The 14,515-nt window shown below is 72.8% G+C and carries 14 protein-coding genes; 9 read left to right on the forward strand and 5 right to left on the reverse strand.

Annotation, left to right across the window (positions count from 1 at the left end; genetic code table 11):
* Positions 1-49 precede the first annotated feature (49 nt).
* Together AB0I21_RS05160 and AB0I21_RS05165 are read left to right on the forward strand one after the other, a co-directional pair.
* Complete coding sequence (locus tag AB0I21_RS05160; RefSeq protein WP_344500822.1) at positions 50-562, forward strand: SigE family RNA polymerase sigma factor; 513 nt, start codon at positions 50-52, stop codon at positions 560-562.
* The gene (locus AB0I21_RS05165) at positions 559-1,611 is read left to right on the forward strand and encodes an LCP family protein (protein WP_360559163.1); all 1,053 of its coding nucleotides are present in this window, start codon (positions 559-561) and stop codon (positions 1,609-1,611) included. Before AB0I21_RS05160 ends, AB0I21_RS05165 begins: the two co-directional genes overlap by 4 nt.
* Here the strand turns inward: AB0I21_RS05165 and AB0I21_RS05170 are convergent.
* Positions 1,608-1,826, reverse strand: coding sequence for a hypothetical protein (locus AB0I21_RS05170; protein WP_344500826.1), 219 nt, complete (start codon positions 1,824-1,826; stop codon positions 1,608-1,610). The two genes, AB0I21_RS05165 and AB0I21_RS05170, sit on opposite strands and share 4 nt — an antisense overlap.
* A 203-nt stretch (positions 1,827-2,029) precedes the next feature.
* Between AB0I21_RS05170 and fbaA the strand changes: the two genes are divergently transcribed.
* The gene (gene fbaA / locus AB0I21_RS05175; RefSeq protein ID WP_360559164.1) at positions 2,030-3,055 is read left to right on the forward strand and encodes a class II fructose-bisphosphate aldolase; all 1,026 of its coding nucleotides are present in this window, start codon (positions 2,030-2,032) and stop codon (positions 3,053-3,055) included.
* A gap of 98 nt (positions 3,056-3,153) precedes the next feature.
* On the opposite strand, the gene AB0I21_RS05180 is transcribed toward fbaA, so the two are convergent.
* Positions 3,154-4,374, reverse strand: a complete 1,221-nt coding sequence (locus tag AB0I21_RS05180) for a hypothetical protein (protein WP_360559165.1) — start codon at positions 4,372-4,374, stop codon at positions 3,154-3,156.
* A gap of 178 nt (positions 4,375-4,552) precedes the next feature.
* Here AB0I21_RS05180 and AB0I21_RS05185 point away from each other — a divergent pair, with 178 nt between their 5' ends.
* Positions 4,553-4,969 carry a DUF3151 domain-containing protein gene (locus AB0I21_RS05185; RefSeq protein ID WP_360559166.1) on the forward strand — a complete coding sequence of 139 codons (417 nt, stop codon included), beginning with the start codon at positions 4,553-4,555 and terminating at the stop codon, positions 4,967-4,969.
* A gap of 4 nt (positions 4,970-4,973) precedes the next feature.
* On the opposite strand, the gene AB0I21_RS05190 is transcribed toward AB0I21_RS05185, so the two are convergent.
* Complete coding sequence (locus tag AB0I21_RS05190) at positions 4,974-6,629, reverse strand: chromosome partitioning protein (RefSeq protein ID WP_360559167.1); 1,656 nt, start codon at positions 6,627-6,629, stop codon at positions 4,974-4,976.
* A 62-nt stretch (positions 6,630-6,691) separates the two neighbouring features.
* Positions 6,692-7,576, reverse strand: coding sequence for a diacylglycerol kinase family protein (locus tag AB0I21_RS05195; RefSeq protein WP_360559168.1), 885 nt, complete (start codon positions 7,574-7,576; stop codon positions 6,692-6,694).
* An 89-nt stretch (positions 7,577-7,665) separates the two neighbouring features.
* On the opposite strand from AB0I21_RS05195, the gene AB0I21_RS05200 reads away from it, so the two are divergent.
* The 5 genes from AB0I21_RS05200 to AB0I21_RS05220 all read left to right on the forward strand — a co-directional run bounded on the left by AB0I21_RS05200 (position 7,666) and on the right by AB0I21_RS05220 (position 12,917).
* Complete coding sequence (locus AB0I21_RS05200; protein ID WP_360559169.1) at positions 7,666-8,952, forward strand: adenylosuccinate synthase; 1,287 nt, start codon at positions 7,666-7,668, stop codon at positions 8,950-8,952.
* An 8-nt stretch (positions 8,953-8,960) separates the two neighbouring features.
* Entirely contained in the window at positions 8,961-10,208 is a 1,248-nt protein-coding gene (gene purD / locus AB0I21_RS05205) for a phosphoribosylamine--glycine ligase (protein ID WP_360559170.1), read from the forward strand.
* Between the two features lie 60 nt (positions 10,209-10,268).
* The gene (locus AB0I21_RS05210; protein ID WP_360559171.1) at positions 10,269-10,760 is read left to right on the forward strand and encodes a SigE family RNA polymerase sigma factor; all 492 of its coding nucleotides are present in this window, start codon (positions 10,269-10,271) and stop codon (positions 10,758-10,760) included.
* Positions 10,751-11,563 (forward strand): hypothetical protein, encoded by an 813-nt coding sequence (locus AB0I21_RS05215; RefSeq protein ID WP_360559172.1) that lies wholly within the window; start codon positions 10,751-10,753, stop codon positions 11,561-11,563. The genes AB0I21_RS05210 and AB0I21_RS05215 overlap by 10 nt, the downstream gene beginning before the upstream one ends.
* 175 nt (positions 11,564-11,738) lie before the next feature.
* Positions 11,739-12,917, forward strand: a complete 1,179-nt coding sequence (locus AB0I21_RS05220; protein ID WP_360559173.1) for a hypothetical protein — start codon at positions 11,739-11,741, stop codon at positions 12,915-12,917.
* Positions 12,918-12,967: 50 nt separating this feature from the next.
* On the opposite strand, the gene AB0I21_RS05225 is transcribed toward AB0I21_RS05220, so the two are convergent.
* Entirely contained in the window at positions 12,968-14,515 is a 1,548-nt protein-coding gene (locus AB0I21_RS05225; protein WP_360559174.1) for an AMP-binding protein, read from the reverse strand.

The raw sequence follows: 14,515 nt of genomic DNA on the forward strand, positions 1-14,515 counted from the left end.
AACAGATCCTCCCCCTGACCCGTCATAGGGTCATGGGGAGGGGGTCGGGTTGACGTTCGAGGAGTTCGTGGAGGCGCGGCTGCAGGCGCTGCTGCGCTACGCGGTCATGCTCACCGGCGATCCGCACACCGCGCAGGACCTCGTGCAGGAGACGATGATCCGGGCGCAGCTGAAGTGGCGCCGGATCGCCGCCGCCAGCGTGCCTGAGCACTACGTCAAGCGCATGCTCACGAATGCCTATATCGACCTGCACCGCGGCTCGTGGCTGCGCCGGGTGGTGCTGCGGGCGGAGCTGCCCTCCGAGGCGGCCAACCGTGATCTCGTGGTGGCCGATCACGCCGGGGCGTCCGCCGACCGCGACCAGATGTGGATCTGGCTGGCCCGGCTGCCCCGGCGGCAGCGGGCCGCCCTGGTGCTGCGGTACTACGAGAGCCTCAGCGACGTGGAGATCGCCGAGGTCCTCGGCTGCGCGATCGGCACCGTCCGCTCGCTGATCTCCAGGGCGCTCGCGACGCTGCGCACCGAGGTCGTGCCGGAGCTGATCGGCGGCGACGTCCGATGAACGACGCCGTGACCTCGCCCCTCACCGACGCCCTCACCGACGCCTTCGCCCGGCACGAGGACGACGTGCCTGACGCCATGGCGCTGCGCCCGGCGATCGCCGCCGGTGCCAGCAAGCGCCGCGCGCGTCGCCGCCGCCGCTGGGCGGTCTCCTCCGGCGCGCTGGTGCTGGCGCTCGCCGCGTCCCTGGTCTTCACCCTGCGCGACCCGTCGCCGCCCGCGCCCCAGGTCGAGTCGCTGGTGGACGCGGGCACGGCCGATGTCAGCAACTTCCTGCTGCTGGGCACCGACCGGCGGCCGCAGTCGGCGGGCGACACGGTGCGCGCCGACGCGATCCTCCTGTTACACGTCGACCCGGACACCCGCACCGTCTACCAGCTGTCCATCCCGCGCGACCTGGTCGTGGACGTGCCCAACTTCGGCCGCCAGCAGGCCAACAACGCATACGTCTTCGGCGGTTACGAGCTGACCGCCCGCATCCTCGGCGACCTGCTCGGGGTCGGGATCGCCGGTGGCGCGGTCGTCGACTTCAACGGCATGCAGCGGGTCACGGACGCCGTCGGCGGTGTCGACCTCTGCGTCGACCAGCGGACCGTCTCCATCCACCTCGGCGTCGACGCCACGGGCCGCACCGCGCCGCTCCGTCCTGGCATGCGCCCCGTCGTGTACGAGCCGGGCTGCCGCCACTTCGCCGGATGGGAGGCGCTGGACTTCGTCCGGCAGCGCCAGTCGCTCACGAACGGTGGCGACGACCGCGACACGCACCTGCGGCAGCTCCTCGCCGCGCTCGCCCGGAAGCTCAGCGATCCGGTGAAGCTGGCCAAGGCGATGCCGGTCGCGGGCGGCGCCCTCGACCTGCACCTCGGCGACATGTCGCTGCCGACGCTGGCCGGCATGCTGGCCCGCTACGACGCCGCGCACGTGCCGGGCCTGAAGCTGCCGCTCAGGGCGGACCGCACGATCGTGCCGGGCGGCGACGGCCTGTTCGCCGCGCTGCGCAACGGCACCGTGCCGGAGTGGGCCGCCGCGCATCCGCAGTTCGTGTCCTAGCGGTATTCGTCGTCCTGGCCGGCGTCGCGGTCCTGTTCGACGGCGTCGTACTCGTTCGCGTCCCAGGGATGCGCGCTCTTGAACACCGTCCCGCGCTCCGTCGGGTCGGCAGGGAGTGCCTGCTCGGCGGCGTCGGCGGGCGATGCCTCCGGGTCGCGCACATCAGGGTCGAGCCGGTCGTCGACGGTCAACAGATCTTCATCGGGCTGAGCCATGTGTCCTCCCTCAGGTTTCTCCAACCGTACGACCGAATCGGCGGTAACGCGGCCTAGCCGGGCAATTCACCTTGTCCCCACCCTCCCGCCGTACATGAGCCAATGCCACTGCGAGATACTCCGTTGCAGGACAGCGCGGTCCTCGACGAGCCGCGCACGCCCGGCTCCAACACCGCACGATCCAACAGCCAAGGAGCGCCGTCATGCCCATCGCCTCTCCCGATGTCTACGCCGAGATGCTCGACCGCGCCAAGGCCGGCGCGTTCGCCTACCCGGCGATCAACGTCTCGTCGTCGCAGACGCTGAACGCGGCGCTGCGCGGCTTCGCCGATGCGGAGAGTGACGGCATCATCCAGGTCTCCACCGGCGGTGCCGAGTACCTCTCCGGCCCGACGGTCAAGGACATGGTCACCGGCTCGGTCGCCTTCGCCGCGTTCGCCCGCGAGGTCGCGAAGAAGTACTCGATCAACGTGGCGCTGCACACCGACCACTGCCCGAAGAACAACCTCGACAAGTTCGTCCGGCCGCTGCTCGCCATCTCGGCCGAGCGCGTCGCCAAGGGCGAGGAGCCGCTGTTCCAGTCCCACATGTGGGACGGCTCGGCGGTGCCCCTGACCGAGAACCTGCAGATCGCCGAGGAGCTGCTGGCGCTGACCGCCGCGGCCAAGGTCGTCCTGGAGATCGAGGTCGGCGTCGTCGGCGGCGAAGAGGACGGTGTCGTCGGCGCGATCGACGAGAAGCTCTACACCACCGTCGAGGACGGCCTGGCCATGGTCGACGCCCTCGGCCTCGGCGAGAAGGGCCGCTACATGGCCGCCCTGACCTTCGGCAACGTCCACGGCGTCTACAAGCCGGGCAACGTGAAGCTCAAGCCCGAGATCCTCAAGACCATCCAGGACGCGGTCGGCGCCAAGTTCGGCAAGGACAAGCCGCTCTCCCTGGTCTTCCACGGCGGCTCGGGCTCGCTGCTCGAGGAGATCCGCGAGGCACTCGACTACGGCGTCGTGAAGATGAACATCGACACCGACACGCAGTACGCCTTCACCCGCCCGGTCGCCGCCCACATGTTCAGCAACTACGACGGCGTCCTGAAGGTCGACGGCGAGGTCGGCAACAAGAAGGCCTACGACCCGCGCGCCTGGGGCAAGGTCGCCGAGGCCGGCCTGGCCGCCCGCGTCGTCGAGGCCTGCGAGCACCTCCGCTCGACCGGCACCACGCTGTCCAAGTAGTTCCCGCGGTTTTTCCGAGGCCCGGCCCCTCTCACCCGAGGGCGCCGGGCCTTCGCATGCGGCCCGGCAACCGGATCGGCGGCCGGGCCTTCGCGTGCTCAGGCGGTCAGGATCTCGGCGGCCTCGGCGACGTCGTCGGTGATGTGGAGCAGGTGGCGCAGGTCGCCGACGGGGGACGCGGCCAGCAAGGGCTCCAGCAGGCTGCGGACCGGCAGGCGCTCGGTCCAGTGCTTGCCGTCCAGGAAGACGAACGGGCCGCTCACGCCGTCGGTGGCGTAGAACGTCTTCGTCGCGGCCTGGAAGATCTCCTGCACCGTGCCGGCCATGCCGGGGGCGAAGACGATGCCGCCGCGGGACAGGCGCAGGATGGTGTCCTCGCGGATCGCGTTGGAGAAGTACTTCGCGATCTTGGCGGCGAAGAGGTTGGCGGGCTCGTGGCCGTAGAGCCACGTCGGGATCGCCAGGCCGCCGCGGCGGGCCCAGGTCACCGGGTCGACGGCCACCTGGTCGGCGGGCTCGACCGAGTCGGGCGTCGGCGGGACCGGTCGCGCATACGCCGCCCGTACGTCCAGCGCCGCCCTCGTGAAGGGGTCGTGGTCGTGGAAGTCGGGCGCCGCGGACAGGCGGTCGATCGCGTCGGCGAGGGCGCTCAGCGGCTGGTCGGCGAGGAACGCGCCCAGGTTGGCGGCCTCCATCACGCCCGGGCCGCCGCCGGTGACCACCAGCCGGTCCGCGCCGGCGAGACGCCAGGCCAGCTCGGCGGCGTTGCGGTAGTCGGAGGCGCCGCGGGGGACGGCGTGGCCGCCCATGATGCCGATCGCGGCGGCGGGGCCGCGCGCGCCGATCCAGCCGGCGGTGACGTTGGCCAGCGCGTTGTCGATCCCGGAGTCGTGCATCCGCTGCGCGATCGCCTCGCGGATCTCCGGCGTCGCGCCGCCGGTCGCCCGGAAGTGCTCGTAGACCAGCGTGTCGAACATGCCGCCGAACCCGTCGGAGGCGAACCCGGCGGCGAGGTCGTCCGGCACGTACAGCTGCGAGGGGTGCGTCGGGTAGGGCAGCCCGGCGAACTCGGGGACCACCACCGCCCGCCGCCGCAGCAGGTCGACGACGGCCTCGGTGGCCGCGAAGTGGCAGCCGACGAAGAGCGTGTCCTGCACGTCGACGCCGGAGAGGTCCACGGCGGCGAGGTCGAGACCCTGGACGACCTTCGTGGCGAGCGAGCCGTTGTCCAGATGGAACAGCAGCTCCTCCGGCGACTCGATCTCGTCGGGCGAGTGGTCGTGCAGCGCGACCACGTCTGGCGGGGGCGGAGTGGGCACGACGCCATCTTGCCAGGTGGTGCAAAGGGCGATGGCCCGACCGTGGAGATCGGGCCACCGCGTTACCGGGTCCTGGGGAGGCTCCGGACCTCCCTTTCTAGTACTCGCCCGAACCGGGCACACCCCCCGCTCGCGGGACGCAGCCTCCACCGTTCAGCCAACCTGGTTGAATGGCTGGATGCAGAACCTGCTGCCCCAGCCTTCACCGACGCTGCTTCCCGACGAGCCCGAGGCCGCCGCGCAGCTCGCCGCCGCCGCCGGTTCCGAGAAGGACGTCAAGGACGTCGCAGCGGCCCACCCGGCGTTCAGCGCCGCCTGGGCCGAGCTCGCCGAGCTCGCCCTCGCCGACGGCGAGCCGGTCACCGCCTATGCCTACGCCCGCACCGGCTACCACCGCGGCCTCGACCAGCTGCGTCGCAACGGCTGGCGCGGCGCCGGCCCCGTGCCGTGGTCGCACGAACCCAACCGGGGCTTCCTGCGCGCGCTGAACGCGCTCGGCCTCGCCGCCGAGTCGATCGGCGAGGCCGACGAGGCGGAGCGCTGCGCGAAGTTCCTCGACGACAGCGACCCGGCGGCCACGGCCGCCCTGCGGTAACCCGTCACAGCCCTTCGGAGATGGCCGCGGCGACCTTCAACCAGGCGTCGCGGCTCGCCGAGGTCAGACCCCCGTAGCGGATCGGCTCTCCCGAGTCGATGAAGCGTTCGTACGGCGCGAGCAGCACCGTCCTGGTCCGCGCCGCGAAGTGGCGGGTGATCGCCGGGATGTCGAGGTGCCGGCGGCTCGGCGGCATCGACACGACGGTCACCGCCTGCCGGACCAGCCGCTGCCGGCCGTGCTGCTCCAGGTGGTCGAGCATCCTCGACGCCGTCTCGGCCGAGTCGTTGCGGGCCGACATCGTGACCACCAGCTGGTCGGTGGCGTCGATCGCGGCCTGCCAGTTCTCCGCGCGGACGTTGTTGCCGGTGTCCACCACGATCAGCTTGTAGAACCGGCTGACCACGTCGCGGATCTCGCCGAACGACTGCGCGGTGAGCATCTCGCCGGCGGTCGCGGACTCGTCGCTGGCGAGCACGTCGAACATGCCCTCGCCCTGCGCCCTGACGTACTGCGACAGGTCGCCGACCCGGCCCTGCGCGCCCTGGAAGTGGTCCAGGTCGCGGAGCAGGTCACGGACGGTCCTGTTGTGGAAGTCCTGCTGCGCCCGCATGCCGAGCGTGCCCTGGGTCTCGTTGTTGTCCCAGGCCAGCACGTACCCGCCGCGCTTCTGCCCGAACGTCATCGCCAGCAGCAGCACCGCGACCGTCTTGCCGGCGCCACCTTTCGGGTTGACCACGGTCACCTGCCGCAGCCCGCCGAAGTTGCGCCGGACGAGGTCGACGTCGCGCCGGAACTCCAGCTCCCGCCGTCCGGGGCTGAGCGACAGCACGCCGAGCGTGCCCTTGGACACCGCCCCACGCACCCCGCGGGCCGCGACCGGGTCGGCGGGCCGCGCCTGCCTGCGCCGCGCGAACTCGTCCGCCGTCGGCGTGCTCCCGTCCGACCAGCTCGCGGGCGGGGGCGCCTCACTCGGCGGCCGGTGCGCCACCGGCGGCGCCGGGTGACCGGGCGGCGCCTGATGAGCCGCAGGTCCTTGGTGTGGCGTCGGCGGCTGATGCACGGGCGGCGCCGGCGGCTGATCCGTCGGGGGAGCTTGATACGCGGGCGGCGCCGGCGACTGATCGGTGGGGGGCGCCTGGTAGGCGGGCGGCGGTTGATACGTGGCGGGCGCCCGGTAGGTGGGCGGCGCGGGCGGTGGTGGCGCCGCCTGCGGGTGGGACAGGACCGGGGGCCGCGGCGCCGGCACGCCGTTGACCGGCACCGCACCGTTGCCAGGTGGCGCTCCGCCGCCCGGCAGGAAGATCGGCCCCGCGCCCGAGACGGGGATCCCACCGGCTCCGGAGACCGGGATCGCGCCCGCGCCCGAGACCGGCACGTGCGGGACCGGCTGCCCGTGCTGAATCTCACTGCCGCGGTCGTCGGCGTCCGGTGCGGGCTCGAGCCACGGCCCCGGATCGCCGGCGTCGACGTCGCCCCGCCCGCTCGCCTGCGTCAACCGCGTCCGGGTCGGCGGCTGTGACCAGGGCGACCCGACGTGCTCCGGCTCCTCCTGCGGAGCGTCGTCCTCCCGCGGAGCGCCGCCGCCCTCCCGGACGGCGTGAGCTTCGGTGCGCCGGCCCGAGACGAACTCGTCGGGCGGCCAGAGTGCGTCGTTCACAGCTGTTCCCCTCCCGCGCTCCCCCACCGTATGCGAGTCGGCACCGTATGCGAAGGAGACGCTTAGGGGACGTACACGGCCCAGGCCGCGCGCTCCATCCACCACGAGCGCTTCCGCGTGAGGGTGCCCTCGGCGCCGTCGTCGACGAAGGGGATCTCGGTGCGGGGGGTGATGGCGACCGCCCGGCCGTGCGCGCGGCGGACCTCGATCTCGACGCGGGGCCGGCGGAAGAGCGACCTGGATGCCCGCGGCACCGCCACCGCCACGTCCAGGACGCCGTCGTCCACGGAGGGCGACAGGACCAGCGGGAGGCCGTCGACCGTCGCATACCGCGAAGCGTTGGCCACCACCGACATGAGCACGGGCTCGGTGCCGTCGGCGAGGACGGCGTCGTCGACCTCGACCCGGGCGAGGAACGTGCTGGCCGAGCCGCTCGCGTCGACCCCGCCGACCAGGACGCCGTCGAGGGTGACCCCGCCGCCGTCGTTGCGCAGCAGGTCCAGGCGGCGGGTGTTGCCACCGAGGACGGCGGCGGCCACGTCGGCGGGGTTGCGGGGCAGGCCGAGGCGGGTCACGAGGTCCGTGGAGTCGGGGCCGAGCGGCAGGATGCCGACCGGCGGCAGGTCCGGCAGCGTCCGGTCGTCGGGGATGACCTCCTCCGACAGTGCCCGCTTGCTGGGCGCCGGGGCGTACATCCGGACCAGCCGCCGCATGACCGCGCGGAGCTGGCCGTCGGCGGCGGTCGCCACGACGAGCCGCACGTCCGGCAGGGCCTTCAGCGCCGCGTCGATCTCCGCGTCGGTGTGTGCGACGACCGTCTCGACCTGGGCGCTTGCTGTGCGCAGCGCGTCGCGGCAGGCAAGAATAGGGGTACGCGTGCCGCACGCGCCGCCATCGCAGCCGCAGGAGCTGCCTTCGCCCAGCGCGAGCACCACCACGTCGACCACCGTTGTCAACCTGCCTTTCACGCGGTTGTTAGCCTGGCACCCCGGGCGACCCGCTGGGGCGCCCGACCCTTTGGAGAGGGCAACAGACGATGCCAGCGATCGTGCTCATCGGCGCTCAGTGGGGCGACGAGGGCAAGGGCAAGGTTACCGACATGATTGGCGGCGACGTCGACTACGTCGTGCGCTACTCCGGCGGCAACAACGCGGGTCACACCGTGGTGACGCCGGACGGGCAGAAATTCGCCCTGCACCTCATGCCGTCAGGGGCACTGTGGCCCAACGCGGCGATCGTCATCGGCAACGGGGTGGTCATCGACCCGAAGGTGCTGCTGGTCGAGATCGACGGTCTCGCCGAGCGCGGCGTCGATGTGTCCCGCCTGATGATATCGGGTGACGCACACCTCATCATGCCGCATCACCGGGCCCTGGACCGGGTCGTGGAGCGCTACCTCGGCTCGTCCCGGATCGGCACGACCGGCCGTGGCATCGGCCCGGCCTATGGCGACAAGGTCGCCCGCATGGGCATCCGCGTCCAGGACCTGCTCGACCCGGGCATCCTGCGCAAGAAGCTCGAGATCGTGCTGCGCGAGCGCAACCAGGTCCTCTTCAAGGTGTACAACCGCAAGGAGATCGACGTCGACGCGACGGTCGAGGAGTACCTGACCTACGCGGAGCGCCTGCGGCCCTACATCACCGACACCCGTCAGGTGCTGTGGAAGGGCCTGGAGGAGGGCCGGACGGTCCTGCTCGAGGGCGCTCAGGCGACGATGCTCGACATGGACCACGGCACGTATCCGTTCGTGACGTCGTCCAACCCGACCGCGGGCGGCGCCTGCGTCGGCGCGGGTGTGCCGCCGACCGCGATCACGCAGGTCATCGGCGTGACGAAGGCCTACACGACGCGGGTCGGCTCCGGCCCGTTCCCGACCGAGCTGTTCGACGACTTCGGCGTGCACCTGCGCAAGATCGGCCGGGAGTACGGCACGACGACCGGCCGGGAGCGCCGCACCGGCTGGTACGACGCGGTCGTCGCCAAGTACGCCACCAGGCTCAACGGCATCACCGATCTGGTCGTTACCAAGCTCGACGTGCTCTCCGGCCTGGAGAAGGTCCCGCTCTGCGTGGCCTACGAGGTGGACGGCAAGCGCACCGACGAGATGCCGATGACGCAGACCGAGTTCCACCACGCCACCCCGGTCTACGAGGAGCTCCCCGGCTGGTGGGAGGACATCTCGAAGGCGCGCGAGTTCGCCGACCTGCCGGCCAACGCGCAGCGCTACATCGAGCGGATCGAGGAGCTCGCCGGCACCCGGGTGTCGATCGTCGGGGTGGGTCCCGGGCGTGACGAGAACGTGGTGCGTCACAGCCTGCTTTAATCTGTCGCGTGCGCGTACTCCTGCTCGGCTCCGGCGGTCGTGAACACGCCATCGCCGCCGCCCTGGTTGCCGACCCGGCCGTGACCGATCTGATCGTCGCCCCGGGCAACCCCGGCACCGCCGCGATCGCGACCAACGTGGGGGTCGACGCGCTCGACCCGGACGCGGTCGCGGCCCTCGCCGTCGAGCGCGGCGTCGACCTGGTCGTCGTCGGCCCGGAGGCGCCGCTCGTGGCGGGGGTCGCCGACGCGGTCCGGGCGAAGGGCATCGCCTGCTTCGGCCCGTCGCAGGCGGCCGCGCAGCTGGAGGGCTCGAAGGCGTTCGCGAAGGACGTGATGCGGGCGGCGGGCGTGCCCACCGCCCGCTCGTTCGTCTGCACCTCGCCCGAGGAGCTGGCGGAGGCGCTCGACACGTTCGGCGCGCCCTACGTGGTGAAGGACGACGGTCTCGCCGCCGGCAAGGGCGTCGTCGTCACCGAGAGCCGCGACGAGGCCCTCGCGCACGGCGCCGCCTGCGGGCGGGTCGTCGTCGAGGAGTACCTGGCCGGCCCCGAGGTCTCCCTCTTCGTCGTCACCGACGGCACCGCCGCCGTGCCGTTGCAGCCGGCCCAGGACTTCAAGCGCATCGGCGACGGCGACACCGGGCCCAACACCGGCGGGATGGGCGCGTATTCGCCGCTGCCCTGGGCCCCCGCGGGCCTGGTCGACGAGGTCATGGTGGCGGTGGTGCAGCCCACGCTGGCCGAGATGCGCAAGCGCGGCACGCCCTTCACGGGGGTGCTCTACGTGGGGCTGGCGCTGACCGCCCAGGGCCCGAAGGTCATCGAGTACAACTGCCGCTTCGGCGATCCGGAGACCCAGGTCGTCCTGGCCCGCCTCGAAACGCCGCTCGCCGGCGTCCTGCACGCCGCCGCCGTCGGCCGGCTCGCCGAGGACCCGCCGCTGGCGTGGCGCCCCGGCTCGGCCGTCTGCGTGGTCATGGCCAGCGCCGGCTACCCGGAGTCGGCCCGCAAGGGCGACGTCATCGCCGGCGCCGACGGCGTCCCCGGTGTCATCCACGCCGGCACCGCCCGCTCGGAGGACGGCGCGCTGGTCACCGCGGGCGGGCGGGTCCTCACCTGCACCGCGACCGGCGACACCCTGGCCGACGCCCGCGCGGCCGCCTACCGGCTCGTCGACGCGATCAGCTTCGACGGCGCCCAGCACCGCACCGACATCGCCCTCGCCGCCCTCGAGGACAGGATCTCGATCCCCTAGGCAACCCCGCACGTGCCGGCCTCCGTTCTCCCGGTGAACCCGACCGGAGAGGGAGCACGGATGCCGACCGAGCAGGCCTACCGCGACTACGTCGCGGGCAACCTGGACCGCCTGCGCCGCACCGCGTACCTGCTGTGCGGCGACTGGCACCTGGCCGACGACCTGACGTCGACCGTGCTGGTCAAGCTGCTGCGGCACTGGAAACGCGCGTCGAGGATGGAGCATCCCGACGCGTACGTGCGGCGCATGCTCATGTCCGCCTGGCTCGACGAGCGCCGCCGCCCCTGGCGCCGCGAGTCGTCCACCGACCGCCTGCCGGACCGCCCGGCCTCCGGTCCGGACGCCGACCAGCGGCTGGACGTGCTCTCCCTTCTCGCCGGGCTGCCCCCGCGCCGCCGGGCCGTGCTCGTCCTGCGGTACTTCTGCGACCTGTCCGTCGAGGAGACCGCGCAGGCACTCGGCTGCAGCGAGGGCACCGTCAAGAGCCAGGCCGCCCGCGCGCTGGAGTCGCTGCGGGCCGGCCTTACGGAGGGAGACCCGCAGTGGATCTGACCCATGCCATGCACGCCGCCACCCAGGACCCGCCACCCACCAGCATCGACGTCGACCAGCTCATCACCGGCGAGCACCGCCGGGTCCGCCGCGTGCGGGCGGTCGCCGCGGCCCTCTCGGTCGCGGTGCTCGTGACGGGCGTCGTCGCGCTGCCGCAGTACCTGTCGCAGAAGCCGTCCGGGCAGAGCCCCGGCCTGCCCCCGCCGTCGGCGATGGCCACCGCGACTCGGTCGCCGGGCGTGTGCGTCACGCCGTCGCCCACGGTCGTCGTGCCGACCGGATACCCCAGCAAGGAGGAGGCCACGCCGCACCCGCTCGTGCCGGTGACCGAGTCCTGCGGCGCCGCGATCGCCCGGCTCAGCGACGAGCTGACCGCGCTGCTGCCCCGCATGGCGCCCGGCGCCACCTTCACCAACGCCAGGGACGGCAGCCCGCTGCCCGCGATGGTGATGAAGGACGGGGGCCCGCAGCTCGGCTACTCCGCCGGGTTCAACGTCGGCGCCGGTGTCGTGTCGATCCATTTCGTGGCCGCCGAGCAGACCCCCGCGCAGTTCCGCGCCTTCGCCGTCGAGCAGTGCGCGATCGTCGGAGCGAACTGCCGGACCGCCACGGTGTCCGGCGCCGAGCTCCTCGTCCGCAACGACCTGAAGAGCGGCTACGGCATCGACGTCTGGGCCGTGCGCCCCGACGGCGTGCAGCTGCTCGCCCTGACCCGCGCCAGGACCCCCGACCGGCCGACGCCGCTCACCGAGCAGCAGCTCATCGACCTGGTCATGAACCCCGCCTTGACGCTCTACCCCTGAGTCGAGCCTGCACGAGGTCCTGCGTGACGGCCATCGAGGTGCACCACTCAGATCCTGGGGTCGGCAGCAGCGCAGATGATCGCCGCGAAAAGTCTCGCCAGTAGTGCAACCTCCCGACGCGGCCGGCGTGTCAGTGCTGCACACCCGTCCCGGTGTGCCTGACGGGGAGGAACCCATGAGAAGACACCCGCTGCTGGGGGCGGCCGTGGCCGGCGCCGCACTGGTGCTGGCGCAGGTCGTGGTCGCGCCCGCCGCGACGGCCGTGACGGTCCCGCCGGCCGCGCCGACGGTGACCGCGGTCAGCACGTCGTTCACCGTCGGCGTGAAGGGGAAGTTCCGCTTCGCCGAGCCGGCCGGCGGCCCGGTCCCGGCGGCGTTCGTGTATCAGCTCAACTCCGGGGCGCCCACCCGGGTCGCCACCAGCACGCGCGCGGTCACGGCCGTCGAGCCGGACGGCACGTTCACCGACACCACCACGATCTTCTTCAACGCCGCGTACCCGCCGCCCTTCGCCGACCAGGACCTGACCGGCGACGGCCGGCCGGACCTGCTGACCGCCGGGCCGGCGACCGGGCTGCCGCAGGGCGTGTGGCTCGCCGCCGGCCGCGCGCAGCGCGGTGGGCTGCGCACCCCGGCGGCGGGCATCGCGGGCCTGTCCTACTGGCCCGCACCTGACTTCGACGGCGTGCAGGTCATCTCCGGCCGGTTCACCGGCACGAGCTTCAACGACGTGTTCGTGTTCTACCCGACCGGCCCCAACGCGGGGCTTGCCATGATCGTGCCGAGCCTCGACGACGGCGGCCCGCTCGACGTCACCGGGGCCACGATGCTGTACGCCGGCACCATGTCGGACCTCGACGGCAACAACCCGATCGCGGTCGCCAACGCCTACGACAGCGCCGCCTCGGGCTTCGCCTATCCCGACCTGTTCGGCATCGTCGGCGCCCCGGGCTCGGGCTACACCCTCGACTACTACCCCAACTTCAACGGCACCGGCGCCTACTACATGCCCAACCCGACGCCGCTGGCCACGCCGGCGGGCGGCACCGACTGGGAGTCGTGGCGGATCGCGTCGAAGCTGCTGCCCAGCGGCACCGCGCTGCTGCTGTGGAACGGGTCCACGGGCGCGGTGCACCTGTGGACGTCGGTCACCTACGACGGCACGACCCTGCACTACACGGACCACCGGCTGGCCACGGACTGGCACCCGGATGCCGCGTCGGTGCAGCTGACCCAGGACGCGGACGGCAACCCGGTCATCTGGACGGTGTCCACGGCCGGGGTCGCGACCGCGTACCTGGTCAAGAACCTGTCGACGCTGAAGGCCCAGCCGGCCCAGCCGCTCCTGCCGTGAACCCGCGCCCGCGTGCGGTCGACAAACGGGGGACCGCACCCGGGCGCGGTTCAGTCGCCGAAGAGGCGGCGGCGGACGACCTTGCCGGTGGCGTTGCGGGGCAGGGCGGCGACGAAGTACACGTCGCGCGGGACCGAGAAGCGGGCGAGGCGGTGCCGGACGTATTCGCGCACCGCCTCCGGGTCGACGTACTCGCCGTCGTGCAGGGCGATCCACGCGGCGAGCCGCTGGCCGAACTCCTCGTCCGGCACGCCGGCGACGGCGACCTCGCGGACCTGCGGCAGCTCGGCGATGACGTCCTCGACGGAGCCCGGGTAGACGTTCTCGCCGCCGGAGATGACCATGTCGTCCTCGCGGCCGTCGACGAAGAGCAGGCCGTCGGCGTTGAGGTGGCCGAGGTCGCCGGTGGCCAGCAGGTCGCCGTGGGACTCGCGGCCGGTGCCGTTGGTGTAGCCCTCGAAGAGCATGTCGTTGCCGACGAAGATCCGCCCGATGACGCCGGTCGGCAGCTCGGTGCCGCTGTCGGAGAGGATCGCGACCCGGGTGCCGCGCGGTGGGCGACCCGCGGTGCCGGGGGCGTCCCGCAGCTCGTCGGGGGTGGCGATCGACGCCCAGGAGGCCTCGGTGGAGCCATACAGGTTGTACAGCACCGGCCCGTACACCTCCATGAAACGTGACGCGAGGGGGCCGGTCAGCGCCGAGCCCGAGGTGGCCACGACCCGCAGCGTCGGCATGGGTGCGGGCGCCTCCAGGAGGCGTTGCAGCATCACCGGCACGGCGAAGAGCGAGGTGCACCCGGTGGCGCCGACCGCGGCCACCGTCGACTGCGGGGTGAAGCGGCGCGCGACCACGATCGTGCCGCGCAGCGCCAGGCACAGCTGCAGCGCGGCCAGCCCCCAGGTGTGGAACAGCGGCGCGGCGACGAAGATCCGCTCGCCGGCGTAGAGCGGGATCCGTGACACCACCGACGCGAGCGGCCCGAGGCCCGACGGGTTGCGGCGCCGCGCGCCCTTCGGCGCGCCGGTCGTGCCGGACGTCAGCACCACCACCGAGCCGGCGGCCGCGGGCGGCTCCAGCTCGGCGGAGGGCGCCCGGTGGATGAGCCCGGCGGTCTTGGACATCGCCAGTCGCGGCAGGTTCGGCGGCACCGCGGCGAGCATCCCCAGCAGGTCGTCGTCGTGGATCAGCAGGGCCAGCGACTGGTCGTGCGCGACGGCCTCCAGCTGGGAGTCGCCGAGGCCGGTGTTGACCAGGACGGCCTGCGCGCCGAGCGCGATCAGGGCGAGCATCGCCTCGACCATGCCGACGGAGTTGTTGCACAGCAGGCCGATCCGGTCGCCGGCGCGCACCCCGTGCTCGGCGCGCAGGGCGTTGGCGAGGCGGCGGACCCGCAGGTCGAGCTCGGCGTACGTGAGCTGCCGGTCCTCGTCGACGACCGCGACCCGGTCGGGGTCGCGGGCCGCGGTCGAACGCATCTCGCCGTACAGCCCGAAGCCCCAGCGACGCAGGGCGTTGAGCTGCCGGACGATCCGCGTGGGCCGGCCGGGGTTGAGCAGTTTCCGGCCGGCCATCGTGCGGAGGATGAAGGGGGTGTCCAT

It is taken from the genome of Dactylosporangium sp. NPDC050588, from assembly GCF_040654975.1.
Classification (GTDB): Bacteria; Actinomycetota; Actinomycetes; order Mycobacteriales; family Micromonosporaceae; genus Dactylosporangium; species Dactylosporangium maewongense.

Coding starts and splice junctions, on each gene's coding strand:
- AB0I21_RS05165 (WP_360559163.1), top strand. CDS start 559: ATGAACGACGCCGTGACCTCGCCCCTCACCGACGCCCTCACCGACGCC.
- AB0I21_RS05170 (WP_344500826.1), bottom strand. CDS start 1,826: ATGGCTCAGCCCGATGAAGATCTGTTGACCGTCGACGACCGGCTCGAC.
- fbaA (WP_360559164.1), top strand. CDS start 2,030: ATGCCCATCGCCTCTCCCGATGTCTACGCCGAGATGCTCGACCGCGCC.
- AB0I21_RS05185 (WP_360559166.1), top strand. CDS start 4,553: ATGCAGAACCTGCTGCCCCAGCCTTCACCGACGCTGCTTCCCGACGAG.
- AB0I21_RS05200 (WP_360559169.1), top strand. CDS start 7,666: ATGCCAGCGATCGTGCTCATCGGCGCTCAGTGGGGCGACGAGGGCAAG.
- AB0I21_RS05210 (WP_360559171.1), top strand. CDS start 10,269: ATGCCGACCGAGCAGGCCTACCGCGACTACGTCGCGGGCAACCTGGAC.
- AB0I21_RS05220 (WP_360559173.1), top strand. CDS start 11,739: ATGAGAAGACACCCGCTGCTGGGGGCGGCCGTGGCCGGCGCCGCACTG.
- AB0I21_RS05225 (WP_360559174.1), bottom strand. CDS start 14,515: ATGGACACCCCCTTCATCCTCCGCACGATGGCCGGCCGGAAACTGCTC.